14 protein-coding genes are annotated in these 15982 nt (G+C 52.4%); 4 read left to right on the forward strand and 10 right to left on the reverse strand.

The annotated features are described in order from the left end of the window. Positions 1-432: 432 nt before the first annotated feature. Positions 433-4326, reverse strand: coding sequence for a phosphoribosylformylglycinamidine synthase (purL, locus tag ACQKDS_RS09275; protein WP_399669264.1), 3894 nt, complete (start codon positions 4324-4326; stop codon positions 433-435). Positions 4327-4600: 274 nt separating this feature from the next. Here purL and mltF point away from each other — a divergent pair, with 274 nt between their 5' ends. Beyond that, positions 4601-6064 (forward strand): membrane-bound lytic murein transglycosylase MltF, encoded by a 1464-nt coding sequence (gene mltF / locus ACQKDS_RS09280; RefSeq protein WP_399669054.1) that lies wholly within the window; start codon positions 4601-4603, stop codon positions 6062-6064. Here mltF and tadA read toward each other — a convergent pair. Then, complete coding sequence (gene tadA, locus ACQKDS_RS09285) at positions 6061-6567, reverse strand: tRNA adenosine(34) deaminase TadA (protein ID WP_399669057.1); 507 nt, start codon at positions 6565-6567, stop codon at positions 6061-6063. The genes mltF and tadA overlap by 4 nt on opposite strands. A 319-nt stretch (positions 6568-6886) precedes the next feature. Here tadA and yiaY point away from each other — a divergent pair, with 319 nt between their 5' ends. After that, entirely contained in the window at positions 6887-8038 is a 1152-nt protein-coding gene (gene yiaY / locus ACQKDS_RS09290; protein WP_399669059.1) for an L-threonine dehydrogenase, read from the forward strand. 40 nt (positions 8039-8078) lie between these two features. Here the strand turns inward: yiaY and yfhb are convergent, their stop codons facing one another. The 3 genes from yfhb to murQ are packed head-to-tail and all read right to left on the reverse strand — an operon-like array spanning position 8079 to position 11018. Further along, the gene (gene yfhb / locus ACQKDS_RS09295) at positions 8079-8735 is read right to left on the reverse strand and encodes a phosphatidylglycerophosphatase C (RefSeq protein ID WP_399669062.1); all 657 of its coding nucleotides are present in this window, start codon (positions 8733-8735) and stop codon (positions 8079-8081) included. A gap of 3 nt (positions 8736-8738) precedes the next feature. Next, positions 8739-10106: a PTS transporter subunit EIIC gene (locus tag ACQKDS_RS09300; protein WP_399669065.1), complete on the reverse strand. Its 1368-nt coding sequence runs from the start codon at positions 10104-10106 to the stop codon at positions 8739-8741. Positions 10107-10124: 18 nt separating this feature from the next. Continuing rightward, the gene (gene murQ / locus ACQKDS_RS09305; protein WP_399669068.1) at positions 10125-11018 is read right to left on the reverse strand and encodes an N-acetylmuramic acid 6-phosphate etherase; all 894 of its coding nucleotides are present in this window, start codon (positions 11016-11018) and stop codon (positions 10125-10127) included. 166 nt (positions 11019-11184) lie between these two features. Here murQ and ACQKDS_RS09310 point away from each other — a divergent pair, with 166 nt between their 5' ends. Both ACQKDS_RS09310 and ACQKDS_RS09315 read left to right on the forward strand, forming a co-directional pair. Beyond that, entirely contained in the window at positions 11185-12033 is an 849-nt protein-coding gene (locus ACQKDS_RS09310; RefSeq protein WP_399669071.1) for a MurR/RpiR family transcriptional regulator, read from the forward strand. 54 nt (positions 12034-12087) lie between these two features. Then, the gene (locus ACQKDS_RS09315; protein WP_399669074.1) at positions 12088-12348 is read left to right on the forward strand and encodes a YfhL family 4Fe-4S dicluster ferredoxin; all 261 of its coding nucleotides are present in this window, start codon (positions 12088-12090) and stop codon (positions 12346-12348) included. 30 nt (positions 12349-12378) lie between these two features. On the opposite strand, the gene acpS is transcribed toward ACQKDS_RS09315, so the two are convergent. The 5 genes from acpS to rnc all read right to left on the reverse strand — a co-directional run bounded on the left by acpS (position 12379) and on the right by rnc (position 15886). Then, positions 12379-12759 carry a holo-ACP synthase gene (gene acpS, locus ACQKDS_RS09320; protein ID WP_399669077.1) on the reverse strand — a complete coding sequence of 127 codons (381 nt, stop codon included), beginning with the start codon at positions 12757-12759 and terminating at the stop codon, positions 12379-12381. Continuing rightward, positions 12759-13490: a pyridoxine 5'-phosphate synthase gene (gene pdxJ / locus ACQKDS_RS09325; RefSeq protein WP_399669080.1), complete on the reverse strand. Its 732-nt coding sequence runs from the start codon at positions 13488-13490 to the stop codon at positions 12759-12761. Before pdxJ ends, acpS begins: the two co-directional genes overlap by 1 nt. 72 nt (positions 13491-13562) lie before the next feature. Then, on the reverse strand, positions 13563-14294 hold the full coding sequence (gene recO, locus ACQKDS_RS09330) for a DNA repair protein RecO (protein WP_399669083.1): 732 nt from the start codon (positions 14292-14294) through the stop codon (positions 13563-13565). 6 nt (positions 14295-14300) lie between these two features. Beyond that, positions 14301-15209, reverse strand: coding sequence for a GTPase Era (gene era, locus ACQKDS_RS09335; RefSeq protein ID WP_399669087.1), 909 nt, complete (start codon positions 15207-15209; stop codon positions 14301-14303). Further along, positions 15206-15886, reverse strand: coding sequence for a ribonuclease III (gene rnc, locus ACQKDS_RS09340; RefSeq protein ID WP_004929158.1), 681 nt, complete (start codon positions 15884-15886; stop codon positions 15206-15208). Before rnc ends, era begins: the two co-directional genes overlap by 4 nt. Between the last annotated feature and the right edge of the window lie 96 nt (positions 15887-15982).

A 15982-nucleotide genomic window follows, 5' to 3' on the forward strand; every position in this document is an offset into this window, starting at 1 on the left:
ATTACATTGATTTTTATTAGATAAAAATATAAAAACAGATCATAAACCACTCTGTCCGTCTGGCAAGGTGTCGATTTATCCACCACAATGTCGTCAAAAAACGACAACCTAAGCCAATTTATTTTCACCACATAAAAATCAACGAGTTACGCGTCACCTTTTGACGACAGTGTAAATAACGTTTGTCGCAAAATACCGACAAATCAAAAAACCTTAAAATCAGAAAATGAAAAGGACGCAATCTCTTGCGTCCTCAGACTGCGGACAAAATCTGTTATTAGGGAAAGCGTGCCAAGGGGTCGTAGCGGCTTGCCGCCGGAGCGCCCCTCGGTACGCTAGGCCCGAGTATCTCGGGTTCAAAGGCAACATGGTCATCAACTTTAGGACGCAATCTCTTGCGTCCATGATTCACTTACCACTTCGTGTAACGCATCACCCCAATGCTTTACGCGCATTACGGAACATACGCACCCATGGGCTGTCTTCACCCCACTCTTCCGGGTGCCATGAGTTGCTCACCGTGCGGAACACCCGCTCTGGGTGCGGCATCATCACTGTAGCGCGCCCGCTAGCGCTGGTCACGGCAGTAATGCCGTTTGGCGAACCATTCGGGTTAGCTGGATAGGTTTCTGTTACCTGACCAGCATTGTTGACAAAGCGCAGCGCCACCAGCCCCTGATTCTCCAAGGCCGCCAGATGTGCCGCATCACGCACTTCAACCAAGCCTTCGCCGTGTGAAACAGCAATAGGCATCCGAGAGCCAACCATCCCCTGCATAAAGATTGACGGACTGGCCGCTACCTCCACCAGACTGAAACGCGCTTCAAAGCGATCGGACTGATTGCGTACAAAGCGAGGCCACTGTTCCGCACCTGGGATCAACTCCCGCAGATTGGACATCATCTGACAACCGTTACAGACCCCTAACGCCAAGGTCTGCGGCCGGTGGAAGAAAGCGGCAAATTCGTCGCGTACCCGTTCGTTAAACAGAATGGACTTTGCCCACCCCTCGCCCGCACCGAGCACATCACCATAAGAGAAGCCGCCACAGGCCACCAGCGTGTGGAAATCCTGCAGGTCGCGGCGCCCTTCCAGCAAATCGCTCATGTGCACATCTATTGCATCAAAACCGGCGCGATGGAACGCTGCCGCCATTTCAACGTGAGAGTTCACGCCCTGCTCGCGCAACACCGCTACTTTTGGCCGTGCGCCCGTGGCGATATAAGGCGCAGCAACATCGTCTTCCGGCGCAAACGTCAATTTAACGTTCAAGCCAGGATCGCTGTTATCCTGCTTGGCCTGATGCTCCTGATCGGCGCACTCAGGATTGTCACGCAGACGCTGCATTTGCCAGGTCGTTTCCGCCCACCAGGTACGCAGCGTGTTTCGGCTCTCGCTGTAAACGGGTTTGTCGCCTTGGGTAATCACAAAGCGATCGCCTTCGTGTACTTGCCCGATGTGATGTACTTGGGTCACCAAGCCATACTGCGCAAAAATGTTTTGTACCTGCTCGCGCTGTTCGGTACGAACCTGAATCACGGCGCCCAACTCTTCATTGAACAACGCCGCCAGCGCGTCGTCGCCCAACGCCTGAATATCCACTTCCACGCCGCAATGGCCTGCAAATGCCATTTCCGCCAATGTGACCAGCAACCCGCCGTCAGAGCGGTCGTGATAAGCCAGCAACGCACGTTCTTTCACCAACTGCTGCATCGCATTGAAGAAACCGGCCAGCTGCTCTGCACTGCGAACGTCCGCCGGCTTATCGCCCAGTTGACGATAGACCTGCGCCAACGCCGTAGCCCCCAATGCATTATGGCCGTTACCGAGATCAATCAAGAGCAACTCGGTGTCGCCTTTATCTGTCCGTAGCTGTGGCGTTACCGTATGGCGCACGTCCTCTACCCGAGCAAACGCGGTAATCACCAGCGACAATGGTGATGTCATTTCGCGCTGCTCGTTACCTTCCTGCCAACGGGTTTTCATCGACATCGAATCTTTGCCCACCGGAATGGTAATCCCCAGTGCCGGGCACAGCTCCTCACCTACCGCTTTCACCGCCTCATACAAACCGGCATCTTCACCAGGGTGCCCCGCCGCGGCCATCCAGTTAGCGGAAAGTTTCACACGTTTAAGCGAGCCAATTTCGGTCGCCGCCATGTTGGTCAGCGCTTCCCCTACCGCCAAACGGCCGGAAGCGGCAAAGTCCAACAGCGCAACCGGCGCACGTTCGCCAATGGACATCGCCTCGCCGTAATAACTATCGAGACTGGCGGTGGTTACGGCACAGTCTGCTACCGGGATCTGCCATGGACCCACCATCTGATCCCGTGCCACCATACCGGTCACGGTACGATCGCCGATCGTAATCAGGAAGGTTTTCTCTGCTACCGCTGGCAAATGTAATACCCGTTTCACCGCATCCGCCACGGTAATCGTGTCGCGCAGAACTGGCTGGCCGTTGGCCTGCAACCGATTGACATCGCGCGTCATTTTCGGCGTTTTACCCAGCAATACGTCTAACGGCATATCGATGGGCTGATTATCGAAATGCCGATCGTTCAGTGTTAAATGCTGCTCTTGTGTCGCTTCGCCTATCACCGCATACGGTGCCCGCTCACGCCGACAGATTTCGTCGAACTGCGCCATCTGTGCAGGCGCAACGGCCATTACATAACGCTCTTGGGATTCGTTACACCAGACTTCCAGCGGGCTCATGCCGGGTTCATCGTTAAGAATATCGCGCAGCTCGAAACGGCCACCGCGTCCACCATCACTGACCAATTCTGGCATCGCGTTGGACAATCCGCCCGCACCAACGTCGTGGATAAACAGAATCGGGTTATCTGCGCCCAACTGCCAGCAACGGTCAATCACCTCCTGACAACGCCGCTCCATTTCCGGGTTATCGCGCTGTACGGAAGCGAAATCTAAATCGGCATCAGACTGGCCGGAATCCATGGAGGACGCAGCACCGCCGCCTAAACCGATGTTCATCGCCGGGCCACCCAGCACTACCAGTTTCGCGCCAACGGTGATTTCACCTTTTTGCACGTGGTCGGCGCGGATATTGCCGATCCCCCCTGCCAGCATGATCGGTTTATGGTAGCCACGCAGCTCAACGCCATTATGGCTGTTGACCTGTTCTTCATAGGTACGGAAGTAGCCGAGCAGTGCCGGGCGACCAAACTCGTTGTTGAACGCAGCACCGCCCAACGGGCCTTCGGTCATGATATCCAGCGCGGTAACAATGCGCTCTGGCTTGCCGAAATCCTGCTCCCACGGCTGTTCAAAACCGGGTATCCGCAGGTTAGATACCGAGAAACCCACCAATCCGGCTTTCGGCTTGGCACCACGCCCGGTGGCGCCTTCATCACGGATTTCACCACCGGAGCCGGTCGCGGCTCCCGGCCAAGGTGAAATCGCCGTTGGGTGGTTGTGGGTTTCCACTTTCATCAGAATATGTGCCTCTTCCTGATGATAATCGTATTGGCCGTTTTCCGGCGCGGCGAAGAAGCGCCCCACTGACGAACCTTCCATAACCGCGGCGTTGTCTTTATACGCCGACAGCACATAATCCGGCGTGTGCTCAAAGGTATTTTTGATCATCTTAAACAGCGACTTGGGCTGCTGCTCACCGTCAATAATCCAGTCGGCATTAAAGATTTTATGTCGACAGTGCTCAGAGTTAGCCTGTGCGAACATATACAGTTCAATATCCGTCGGGTTGCGCCCTAATCCGTTAAACGCATTCAACAGATAATCAATTTCGTCCTGTGCCAGCGCCAGACCAAGCTTTACGTTGGCCTGTTCAAGTGCGCTGCGCCCTTCCCGCAAAATATCTACCGCTTGGTAGGGGGCAGGTTGATGATGAGCGAACAGTTTTTCCGCCTGTTGCATATCGCTGAATACGGTTTCCATCATGCGGTCATGCAGTAATGCGGCCAGTTGTTGCCATTGCGCTTCAGTCAATGTCGGCGCAGTAATGTAAAACGCTAAACCGCGCTCCAAGCGAACGACCTTAGACAACCCACAGTTATGTGCAATATCGGTCGCTTTTGATGACCACGGCGAAATCGTGCCGGGGCGCGGGGTGACCAACAGCAAGCGCCCTTCTGGGGCGTGTTCGGCGAGAGAGGGGCCGTACTTAAGCAGACGCTCAAGCTTGGCGAGTTCTTCGGCACTGAGCGCGGCGCTAACATCGGCAAAGTGGACGTACTCGGCATAAATATCACTGACCGGAAGATGTGCGTCCTGAAAGCGGGACAGCAGTTTGGTAATACGAAAAGCCGACAAAGCGGGCGAACCACGCAGTATTTCCATAATCAAAGTTCTCTCGTCTTCGAAGCAACTGACTTCAGCACTTCATTGGGCGCAACAGGGGAAAACGCGCATTATTATAGAGAATCCGCGCCGCCGACGAAACCGTTTGCGTGGCTATAATTAATAAATCGTATTCTTGTCGTTGAAATGTCATAACGTGTCAATAAAGTTGCACGCTGGCGTTTTGTTACGCAAAATGCCCATACACTGTTGATTTAACCATACTAAAAAATCCTTTCCGGCCTGCTATAAACCTGCATAGCCGAGAGACAACTATTTGAAACGCCTAAAATTAAATTATATCCTAATCGGTGTTGTCACCCTGCTTTTAGCGCTTGCCCTATGGCCGAATATTTCTTGGCGTGGCGACCAAAAGGGGCAACTCGACGAGATAAAATCACGTGGTGAACTGCGTGTCAGTACGTTGAATTCACCGTTAACCTATTTCACGACCCAAAAAGGCCCAAGCGGCCTTGATTATGAGCTGGCAAAACGCTTTGCCAACTACTTGGGCGTGAAACTGGTCGTTTTGCCACACCAGAACATTAACGATCTGTTTGACGATCTGGATGACGACGACGCCGATATTCTCGCCGCGGGCCTCATCTACAATCAGGAACGGCTCAGCCGCGCACGTACCGGCCCAGCGTATTACTCGGTTTCTCAGCAACTGGTTTACCGCCTTGGCACCGCGCGGCCTAAAAACTTTGCCGAGGTCAAAGGCAGATTAGCGGTCACGTCTGGTTCAGCACACGTCAGCACGCTGAAACAGCTTAAGCAACAGAAATACCCTGAGCTCAGTTGGGAAGCTTCCAGCGATTTGAGCGCTAAAGAACTGCTAGAACGGGTTGCCAATGGCAAATTGGATTACACCTTAGGCGATTCCGTAACCATTGCGCTATTACAACGCATTCATCCGCAATTGGCGGTCGCGTTTGACGTAACCGATGAGGAGCCTGTTACCTGGTATCTGAAACGCAGCAACGACGACAGCCTGTACGCCGCCATGCTCGATTTCTACAGCCAAATGGTCGAAGACGGCACGCTGGCACGGTTGGAAGAGAAGTACCTGGGCCACGTTGGCAGTTTCGATTACGTTGATACCAAAACTTTTTTGTCAGCCATTGACTCCGTTTTACCCACATTCCAACCCTTATTCGAAAAGTACGCCAATATTATCGATTGGAAACTGCTCGCGGCGATCGCTTATCAAGAGTCGCATTGGAACCCATTGGCGACCTCCCCCACGGGCGTACGCGGCCTGATGATGTTAACCCGCGCAACCGCTGAGGGTTTAGGTGTTAAGGATCGGCTCGATCCAGAAGAAAGCATCCAGGGGGGAGCCTTATATTTACAACGGCTGATGGACAAAGTCCCGGAAACGGTGCCGGAAGATGAACGGGTGTGGTTCGCATTAGCCGCTTACAATATCGGCTGGGGGCATATGCTTGACGCTCGTAAACTGACTAAGATGCAGCAAGGCAATCCTGACAGCTGGGTAGATGTCAAACAGCGCCTGCCCATGCTCAGCCAAAAACGCTATTATCCGCAACTTACCTACGGCTATGCCCGCGGTAGGGAAGCCTATAATTACGTAGAGAATATTCGCCGTTATCAGGTCAGTCTGGTCGGCTATTTGCAGGAAAAAGAGAAGAAGGCGGCTCAGGAGATGATCGCGCAAACGGCGCTAGGGCAAGGTTATCCCGCCGTTACGCCTACGCTAGCGCTCAATCTCGATTAATCCGCGGGTTTTGCCGCCCGCTCAGCTCGCCTTAACGCTTTTTTCTGCTCACGACGCAGACGGAAAAAATTACTCAGCGTAGCGGCGCATTCATCCGCTAACACTCCCGAAACAATCTCGATCTGATGATTCATACCTGGGTGCCGTAAGATATCGATTAATGAACCCGCCGCGCCGGTCTTTTCATCAGATGCACCATATACCAGCCGACGAATGCGGCTGTGTACCATCGCGCCGGCACACATGACACAAGGCTCCAATGTTACATATAAAGTGGCATTTAACAGCCTATAGTTCTGTATTACCGCCCCTCCCTGCCGCAATGCCATGATTTCTGCATGCGCGGTCGGATCGTGATGACCAATCGGCCGATTCCACCCTTCGCCAATCACTTGGTTATCGAGCACCAACAGTGCCCCGACCGGTACCTCGCCCTCCTGTTGCGCACGCAGGGCCAATGTTAGCGCCTGACGCATCCAGTAGTCGTCGTTGTATTCAATCATCGTATAAGTCCTCGTGCGCTTTGCGGCGGGCATTATACACAGTAGCGTAACATCGCTCCTCTTTTGTCACCTGTCGTCACGCTTGCCTCCACTCAGAATCGCATCAAGACGGGCGTACCAATAATTAACGTTACTATTAGCGATATTTAATCATCATATTTTTATATGTATCAGACAAACCTTAAATTGATTCCGCTCAATATTAAACCAAATCAGTAACCTGATTTATTTAGCAAATAATTGCGATAGATCATTTCGCCTTAATCATTAGCACCGTAATGTTATAACTAAACATAAGAGCTTTTTTAAGGAGTGCAGTATGCCTGCTTCAACTTTCTTTATTCCTTCTGTCAATATGATTGGTTCCGGTTGTCTCGAAGAAGCCGCAAAAACAATGAAAGAGCACGGTCTGCGTCAGGCGCTGATCGTGACTGACCAGATGCTGACGCAAATCGGTATCGTTGCCCAGGTGCAAAAACTCTTGGCAGCACAACAAATTGAGAGTTGTGTTTATGACGGTACTCAACCTAACCCCACCACTGAGAACGTTAAACAAGGTTTAGCGTTATTGCGCGAACATCATTGCGACTGTGTTGTTTCTCTCGGCGGTGGGTCACCACATGACTGTGCCAAAGGCATCGCATTAGTGGCAACCAATGGGGGCGAAATCAAAGACTACGAAGGCGTTGATCGCTCGGCAAAACCCCAGTTGCCAATGGTTGCCATTAATACCACCGCCGGTACTGCCTCAGAAATGACGCGTTTTTGTATCATCACCGATGAAGCACGCCACATAAAAATGGCGATCGTCGATAAACATGTCACGCCAATCCTGTCAGTGAACGATCCGCACTTGATGGCCGGTATGCCAAAAGGTCTGACCGCAGCCACCGGTATGGACGCATTGACCCACGCGATCGAAGCATACGTTTCCAGCGCTGCCAACCCGATCACCGATGCCTGTGCGCTGAAAGCAGTCACGATGATTGCAGAATCATTACGTGATGCCGTTGCCGATGGCCAAAACATGCAAGCGCGCGAAAACATGGCATACGCTCAATTCCTGGCAGGGATGGCGTTTAACAATGCCTCTTTAGGTTACGTTCACGCCATGGCGCACCAGCTGGGCGGTTTTTATAACCTACCGCACGGCGTGTGCAATGCCGTGTTACTACCACACGTACAAGAGTTCAACACCAGCGTTGCCGCCGATCGCTTGAAAGATGTTGCAGCGGCGATGGGGTTAGACGTGGCTCACTTGAACGATCGCCAAGGTGCTGCTGCCTGTATCGCGGCTATCCGTAAACTGGCACAGGATGTCGGTATTCCAGCTGGCTTGCGTGATTTGCAGGTAAAAGAAGAAGATTTTGATACGTTAGCAACCAATGCATTGAAAGACGCCTGCGGTTTCACTAACCCGATTCAAGCGAATCATCAACAAATCGTTGATATCTTTAAAGCAGCGATGTAAGCACTGTAAAAACGATAAGGGCGGAATTTCCGCCCTTTTTTTATTCCAATTGTTGTAGCTCGCCTTCTTTACTGACACGCCAGCGGTGCTCACAGAAAAACAGTAGCGGGTTATCCTGTTTACTGTCGCTATAACCACTGTATAACTTCAGCGGTGCACCGATACGTTGTTCTAACTGCACCACTTTTTGTACGCCTAAACAACGCATCGCCAACACCCATCCACCGTAACGCCGTGCGATACGGCTGCCGACCAAGCGCACACGCGGCAAGAACACCGAATCCTGATAGACCTGTTCTACTAAACGCTCAGGTGAGCCCGTGATCAACCACACTTGCGCATCATGCGCATCCAAATACTGTCGCAAACGCAGCTGTACCACCGGAAATGCCGTGACTTTGTTGCGGAAATACCGGACAAACTGTAATTCAAGCGCTCTAAGTTTGGCATCTGGACGCCCAAACGTTATCGACCACAGCAGCACGCTCATGGGCCAACGTGCCGCACGGCCAGCAACCAACATCGTAACGCCGACGATGGGTAATAACGGCATGACGAGGAATAAATTTAGCGGCAGACGACGCAGTAAAAATCGCAAAAAACTGCCGAACATATCTTCCTGGTGCAGCGTACCGTCCAAGTCAAAGAACACGACACGACGATTTTCCCGAGTATCCTGATGCGGATTGTCACTCAAGCGTTACTCCTCAGGATCGTTGAATCCCATTATCCAAGTGAAAATAAAACCAGCTATCATCGTAATCAGCATCCCCGCCAGATACAACATTACCTTACCTGAAACGATGGTTAACGCTAAAGGCAAACCTGAAAGGCCAAAAGTAATGACCGTCGCCACTTTCCAATAGCTGATCAACGCCCCGCCAACGGCGCCGCCAAGACAGGCAGCGATAAAGGGTTTACCGAGCGGCAGCGTTACGCCAAAGATTAAAGGTTCACCGATCCCTAAGATCCCTACCGGCAGCGCACCTTTTATCACCTTTTTTAGGCGCACATTACGGGTTTTCAATAAAATGGCCAGCGCTGCCCCTACTTGACCCACGCCAGCCATTGCCAAAATAGGCAACAGAGGATTCGAGCCATGCGCCTGTACCAGCTCAACATGGATAGGCACCAATCCCTGATGCAGCCCGGTCAACACCAAAGGTAAGAACAAACCGGATAGCAGCGCACCCACCAGCAAACCACCTTGGTCGATCGCCATATTGGCACCGTGCGCAATAGCATCAGAAATATATCCCCCTAGCGGTTGAAGGATCACAATCGCCAGCGAAGCCGTGATCAACGTAGTCAGTAGTGGATTAACAATCAGTTCGATCGATTCCGGTAACCGCTGACGCAGGTATTTTTCCACCCAACACATCAATACCACAACTAACAATACCGCAATGACACCGCCACGCCCCGGCTGCAATGCGTCACCAAACAGCGTTATCTCCGCCAATTGTGGGCTAGAGAGGATCCCGGCCATCACTCCCCCCATCGCCTGCGAACCCCCAAACACCCGTGCAGTATTTACGCCAACCAAAATATTCATAATGGCAAATACTGCGCTGCCGAATAGCGCTAATAGGCCCAGAAGGTTAGGGTAAGACAAGGCAATATCACCGGCGATATCCGGGCGTTTAAGAATATTAATGATGCCAGTAATCAAACCCGATGCGATAAAAGCCGGAATCAAAGGAATAAAAATATTGGCCAACTTTTTTAAGGCCTCACTCATCGGTGCGGCATACTTGGCCTTGGCTGCAGCTTTATGACGCGAGATGTCATCCCTCACTGACTCCACAGGCTCAACGGAACGTGATAGTGAACGCATTGCGTCTACCACTTTGGCGGCAGTTCCAGGACCGACGATGAACTGGTGCTGATTGCCCTGCTTGATATAGCCTTTCACACCGGTTAATTTTTTCAACGCAGGCAGATCGAGGCACTGCTCATTACTCACCTCCACACGCACCCGCGTCATACAGTTTTCCAACTTAAGAATATTTCCTTCGCCGCCAATCCCCGTCAGAATTTGCGTTGCCAATACCGTCGTGTTGTCCATTACTTACCCCGCCGTGAATTAACCCGCCAATGCCGTCCGTAAAAAGCCATGGTGTAACTGCAACCGTCGCTGTGCTTCTTCAGCACTCACGTCAGCCAAAATCATCAAGATTGCCGGTTTCACTTCAAACGTAGTTTGCGCTAACGCGTTTTCGGCCTGCTCACGCCCGCTACCGGTGGCCTCCATCACAATCCGGCAAGCGCGATCCATCAGCTTGACGTTAGTCGCTTTAACATCAACCATCAGGTTCTGATAAACCTTGCCTGACTTGACCATCGCCCCGGTAGAGATCATGTTCAGCACCAGCTTTTGCGCCGTACCAGACTTCATCCGCGTTGACCCCGTCAGTGCCTCTGGCCCGACAACCGGCGAAATCGCTACCTGCGCCTCTTTAGCGATTGGCGAATCCGGGTTGCAGGAAATCGCCGCTGTCGGGCAACCTATTTGCCGGGCGTAGCGCAATGCGCCAATCACATAGGGTGTGCGCCCGGAAGCGGCGATTCCCACCACCATGTCAATCGGGGTCAATTGAAGATCCTGCAAATCGCGCTCGCCGAGCATAGCGTCGTCTTCCGCCCCCTCTACCGCTTTCAACAGCGCACCGGGCCCCCCCGCAATCAAACCAACCACCACGCCGTGCGGCACACCAAACGTTGGCGGACATTCGGAGGCATCCAATACGCCCAAACGACCGCTGGTACCGGCACCGAGATAAATCAATCGCCCGCCGGCCTGCAACGCAGCTGCGGCAAGATCCACTGCCTGTGCAATCTGCGGTAATACCGCTTCAATTGCCAAGGGTACTTTGCGATCTTCTTGGTTAAAGCAGGCCATCATCTCCAGCGTGGACATTTCGTCGAGTTTCATGGTGGCCGGGTTACGGGTTTCAGACACTAATGCACCTAAGTTCATCTTATGATCCTTGAATTTTTAATTCACAAAGTTAAATCAATGTTTGAATATTTTATTCGTTAAAGCGAGCACTATTTGCTAGTTTACCGATGGGCTCACAAAAATTTTCGCGGAGCATTTTTGCGCGTACCGTGGCAGAATGCCCATTCGCACAAAGGAATAATCGATGAGTACCCTTCTTCGCATTCGCCAGATGTATCCCGCGCTGGCCCAAAACGATCGCAAACTCGCGGATTTTCTGCTGCATCACGCCGAGCAGGCCCGTCATCTCAGTTCGCAGAAACTGGCTCAAGAGGCTGGCGTTAGCCAATCTAGCGTGGTCAAATTCGCCCAAAAGATGGGCTATAAAGGTTTTCCGGCATTAAAACTCGCGTTGAGCGAAACTCTCGCCCAACCGCAAAGTGAACCCGTCGTCACCGTTCATAACCAGATCCTTAGCAGCGATGCGCTGAAAACCGTCGGCGAAAAACTATTGGTAGAGAAACATGCGGCGCTACGTGCCACATTGGATATCAACAGCGAGGAACGGCTACATCAAGCGTTGACGATGCTGCGGGACGCCCGGCGAGTGATTCTGGTCGGCATTGGCGCTTCCGGGCTGGTGGCAAAAGACTTTTCTTTCAAGCTACTAAAAATTGGCGTAATGGCGGTGGCTGAATCGGATATGCATGTGCAACTGGCGGCGGTTCAGGCATTGGATAAGCAGGATTTACTGGTCGCCATTTCATTCAGCGGTGAGCGGCGAGAGATCAATTTGGCAGCCGAAGAAGCCCGCATCGCCGGTGCGCGCGTATTGGCCTTAACTTGCTTCTCGCCAAACGGGCTGCAACAACGTGCCGACCACTGCCTATATACCATCGCCGAAGAACCCAACACACGCAGTGCGGCGATCTCTTCCAGTACGGCGCAATATGCTCTCACCGACCTGTTATTTATGGCACTGATCCAACATGATTTGGATCATGCACGCAATCGCATAAAACGCAGTGAACAATTGATGAAAAAATTAGTGTAGGGCGTATAATTCGCGCTTCGCTAAGCATACCCCGGTAAATAATGAGAGATAAGCATGGCCCTGATAATCACACGTAAATGCATCAACTGTGACATGTGTGAACCAGAATGCCCGAATCAGGCGATCTCGATGGGTAAGGACATCTATCAAATTGACACTGAGCGCTGTACCGAATGTGTTGGGCATTACGAAACACCAACCTGTCAGCAAGTGTGTCCTATCGATAACACCATCATCATCGATCCAAGCCACATTGAAAGCCAGGAACAGCTGTGGGAAAAGTTTGTGGTGTTGCACCACGCAGACCGTCTGTAAAACGGGCGCGAATGAGGGCGCCCGTTGTGTTCACTTTTCGATAATCACCGTCGCACAGGCATAACGGCGTTCATCCGCCAAAGAAACGTGAATTGAAGTGACCCCCAATTCTTGCGCCAATTCGGCCGCCCGCCCATGCAAGCGAATATTCGGCTTACCTAATTCATCATTGAAAACGTCGAACTGATTAAACGCCAAACCGTTGCGAATACCGGTGCCAAAAGCCTTGGCCGCGGCTTCTTTCACCGCAAAGCGTTTCGCCAGAAAGCGCACCGGCTGCTGGTGTTGTTGATATACCGCCCATTCATCGGCACTCAATACGCGCCGAGCCAAGCGCTCCCCGCTGCGTTCAATCACCGCTTCAATACGCGCTATCTCAACAATGTCGGTGCCAAGGCCAAGAACAGCCATTATCGACGCGCTTCCCGCATTAACAGCTTCATATCAGATACCGCCGCGGCCAATCCGCTCATCACCGCCTGACCAATAATCGCGTGGCCAATATTCAATTCATGCATTTCCGGCAGTGCCGCGATGGGTTGCACATTATGGTAAGTCAGGCCATGGCCGGCATTAACTTTCAGCCCCTTGCTGGCCGCATAGCTCGCCGCTTGTGCAATACGCTTCAGTTCCGCCGTTACCGCCAGTTCACCCCGCGCTTCTGCATAAGCGCCAGTGTGAATTTCGATATACGGCGCGCCCACCGCAACTGCGGCATCAATCTGGCGATGGTCTGGATCGATAAACAAAGAAACCTGAATGCCAGCCTGTGCTAATCGCTCAACCGCCACGCACATTTTGTCCAATTGACCAGCAACGTCCAGCCCCCCTTCCGTCGTCACCTCTTCACGTTTTTCTGGCACCAGACAGCAGAAATGCGGTTGCAACTCACAGGCAATATCCAGCATCTCGTCGGTCACGGCCATTTCCAGGTTCATTCGCGTCTGAATAGTTTGCCGCAAAATGCGAACATCGCGATCGGTGATATGACGACGATCTTCACGTAGATGAACCGTGATGCCATCCGCCCCCGCCTGTTCAGCGGTAAAGGCCGCCTGAACCGGATCGGGATAATGCGTTCCGCGCGCGTTACGCAAGGTGGCGATGTGATCAATATTAACGCCGAGCAGCAAATCAGCCATGACAACCTCTCAGTACGATTTCAGTGTCAGCAGTTTACACGCAGCTGGAAGGTCGCAAAAGCAGAAAGCGGGTTATGCATCATCTATCGGCGTATCAGGCTGTTTACGCACGAACTGACGGAACAGTTCACGGCTTTTCAGCGGTTTGCCGCCAAGGTAAGGTTTAAGCGCTATGCGGGTGAAACGCTTGGCGGCACGCAGGGTATCGGCATCAGGAAACTGGCGTTCTGCCAGCGCACGTAATTCACGGCCGGTAAAACTGTAATGGTCCACCACCATGCTGGCGATAAAGCCTTTTTCCTCACGGTAGCGATAGGTCATAGTGTCATCGACCGGCAAACCGCTACCTGCGCAATGCAGGAAGTCGAGGCCGTAACCCAGATGATGAAGCAACGCTAACTCGAACTGCCTGAGTGCATGTTCTGGTGAGCCGTCTGCCCCAGCCAGTGCTTGCAAACATTGCAGGTAGTCGAAGAACAGTATCGAATAATTGGCCTCCTGCTCCAGTACCCGCGAAAGCAGTTCATTAACATATAGGCCACTGTACAGCATCATGCCGCTAAGGGGTAAACCGAGGGAGACCGCTTCAGCGTTGCGCAGCGTTTTGACTTCGCCACGACCGCCCCAGCGCACTAAGAGAGGAGTAAAGGGCTGCAAGCAACCCTTTAAGGTGGAACGGCGGCTGCGCGCGCCTTTGGCCAGCAAACGCACGCGCCCATGACCTTCCGTGAATAAATCCAGCATCAGACTGGTTTCACTATACGGCCGCCCATGCAGGACGAAAGCGCGCTCCCAGCCTTCCATAAAACGTTACTTCATATCATCGTCATAGCCCAGGCTACGCAGCGCGCGTTCGTCGTCTGCCCAGCCTGATTTCACTTTCACCCACAGTTCCAGATGCACTTTGGCTTCAAACATCTGTTCCATATCCTGACGGGCTTCAATGCCGATGGTTTTAATCTTCGAGCCTTTGTTGCCGATGACCATTTTCTTTTGGCCTTCGCGTTCAACCAGGATCAGACCGTGAACGTCATAGCCCCCTCGGTCGTTAGCCACAAACTGCTCAATTTCTACCGTCACCGAATACGGCAGCTCTTCACCCAGGAAGCGCATCAGCTTTTCACGGATGATTTCCGACGCCATAAAGCGCTGTGACCGATCGGTGATGTAATCTTCGGGGAAATGGTGCCCGGCTTCCGGCAACAATTTACGAACGATACCGGCAATGGTATCCACATTCATGCCTTTTTCAGCAGAGATCGGCACCACATCGAGGAAGTTCATCTGCTGGCTGAGGAAAGCAATGTGCGGCAATAGCTTACCTTTATCGGAAACATTGTCGACCTTGTTGATCGCCAATAAGACCGGGCAGCGTAGGCTACGCAGTTTATTGACCACCATTTCATCATCGGCAGTCCAGTTGGTGCCTTCCACGACAAAAATAACCAGCTCCACGTCACCGATCGAACTGCTGGCCGCGCGGTTCATCAACCGGTTAATGGCACGCTTCTCTTCAATATGCAGCCCGGGGGTATCCACGTAAATCGCCTGATAAGCCCCCTCGGTATGGATGCCCATGATACGGTGGCGCGTGGTCTGCGGTTTGCGCGAAGTAATCGAAACTTTTTGCCCCAACAGTTGGTTCAGTAACGTAGATTTGCCCACGTTTGGTCGACCAACGATGGCGATAAACCCGCAGTGTTGTATTTCTTCGCTCATTCAAGCTCCAGCTTTTTCAGCGCTTGTTCCGCTGCCGCCTGCTCAGCTTTACGACGGCTTGAACCGGTGCCCACTACGGGCTCGCTCAAACCACTCACCTGGCAGTGGATAGTAAACTCCTGATCGTGCGCTTCACCGCGAACCTGCACCACCAGATAAGAAGGCAATGGCAGATGGCGACCTTGTAAAAACTCCTGCAAGCGGGTTTTTGGGTCTTTCTGCTTATCACCAGGACTGATTTCATCTAACCGGCTGCGATACCAGTCCAAAATCAGGCGTTCGACGGTTTGGATATCACTATCCAAGAAGACACCGCCAATCAATGCCTCCACCGTATCGGCCAGAATCGACTCGCGGCGGAAACCGCCACTTTTGAGTTCTCCCGGCCCAAGACGTAGACATTCGCCTAGATCGAATTCACGCGCCATTTCTGCCAGCGTATTTCCACGCACCAGCGTGGCACGCATACGGCTCATATCGCCTTCATCAACGCGAGGAAAGCGGTGATAAAGCGCATTGGCGATGACAAAACTCAGAATAGAGTCACCCAGAAACTCAAGACGTTCATTGTGTTTGCTGCTCGCGCTACGGTGAGTCAACGCTTGCAGTAAGAGTTCCTGCTGTTGAAAAGTGTAGCCCAGCTTTCGCTGTAGCCTGTTTATTACGATGGGATTCATGAGTTACCAATAGATCAAGAATGCGTCAAAAACTTTGCAGCATACGGAACAGGCCTGCTTCGCCGAAAGCCGATCCAAAGCTGTTTCGTTTGCAGT

It is taken from the genome of Serratia sp. NPDC078593 (assembly GCF_050268245.1).
Taxonomy (GTDB): Bacteria; Pseudomonadota; Gammaproteobacteria; order Enterobacterales; family Enterobacteriaceae; genus JBNNGK01.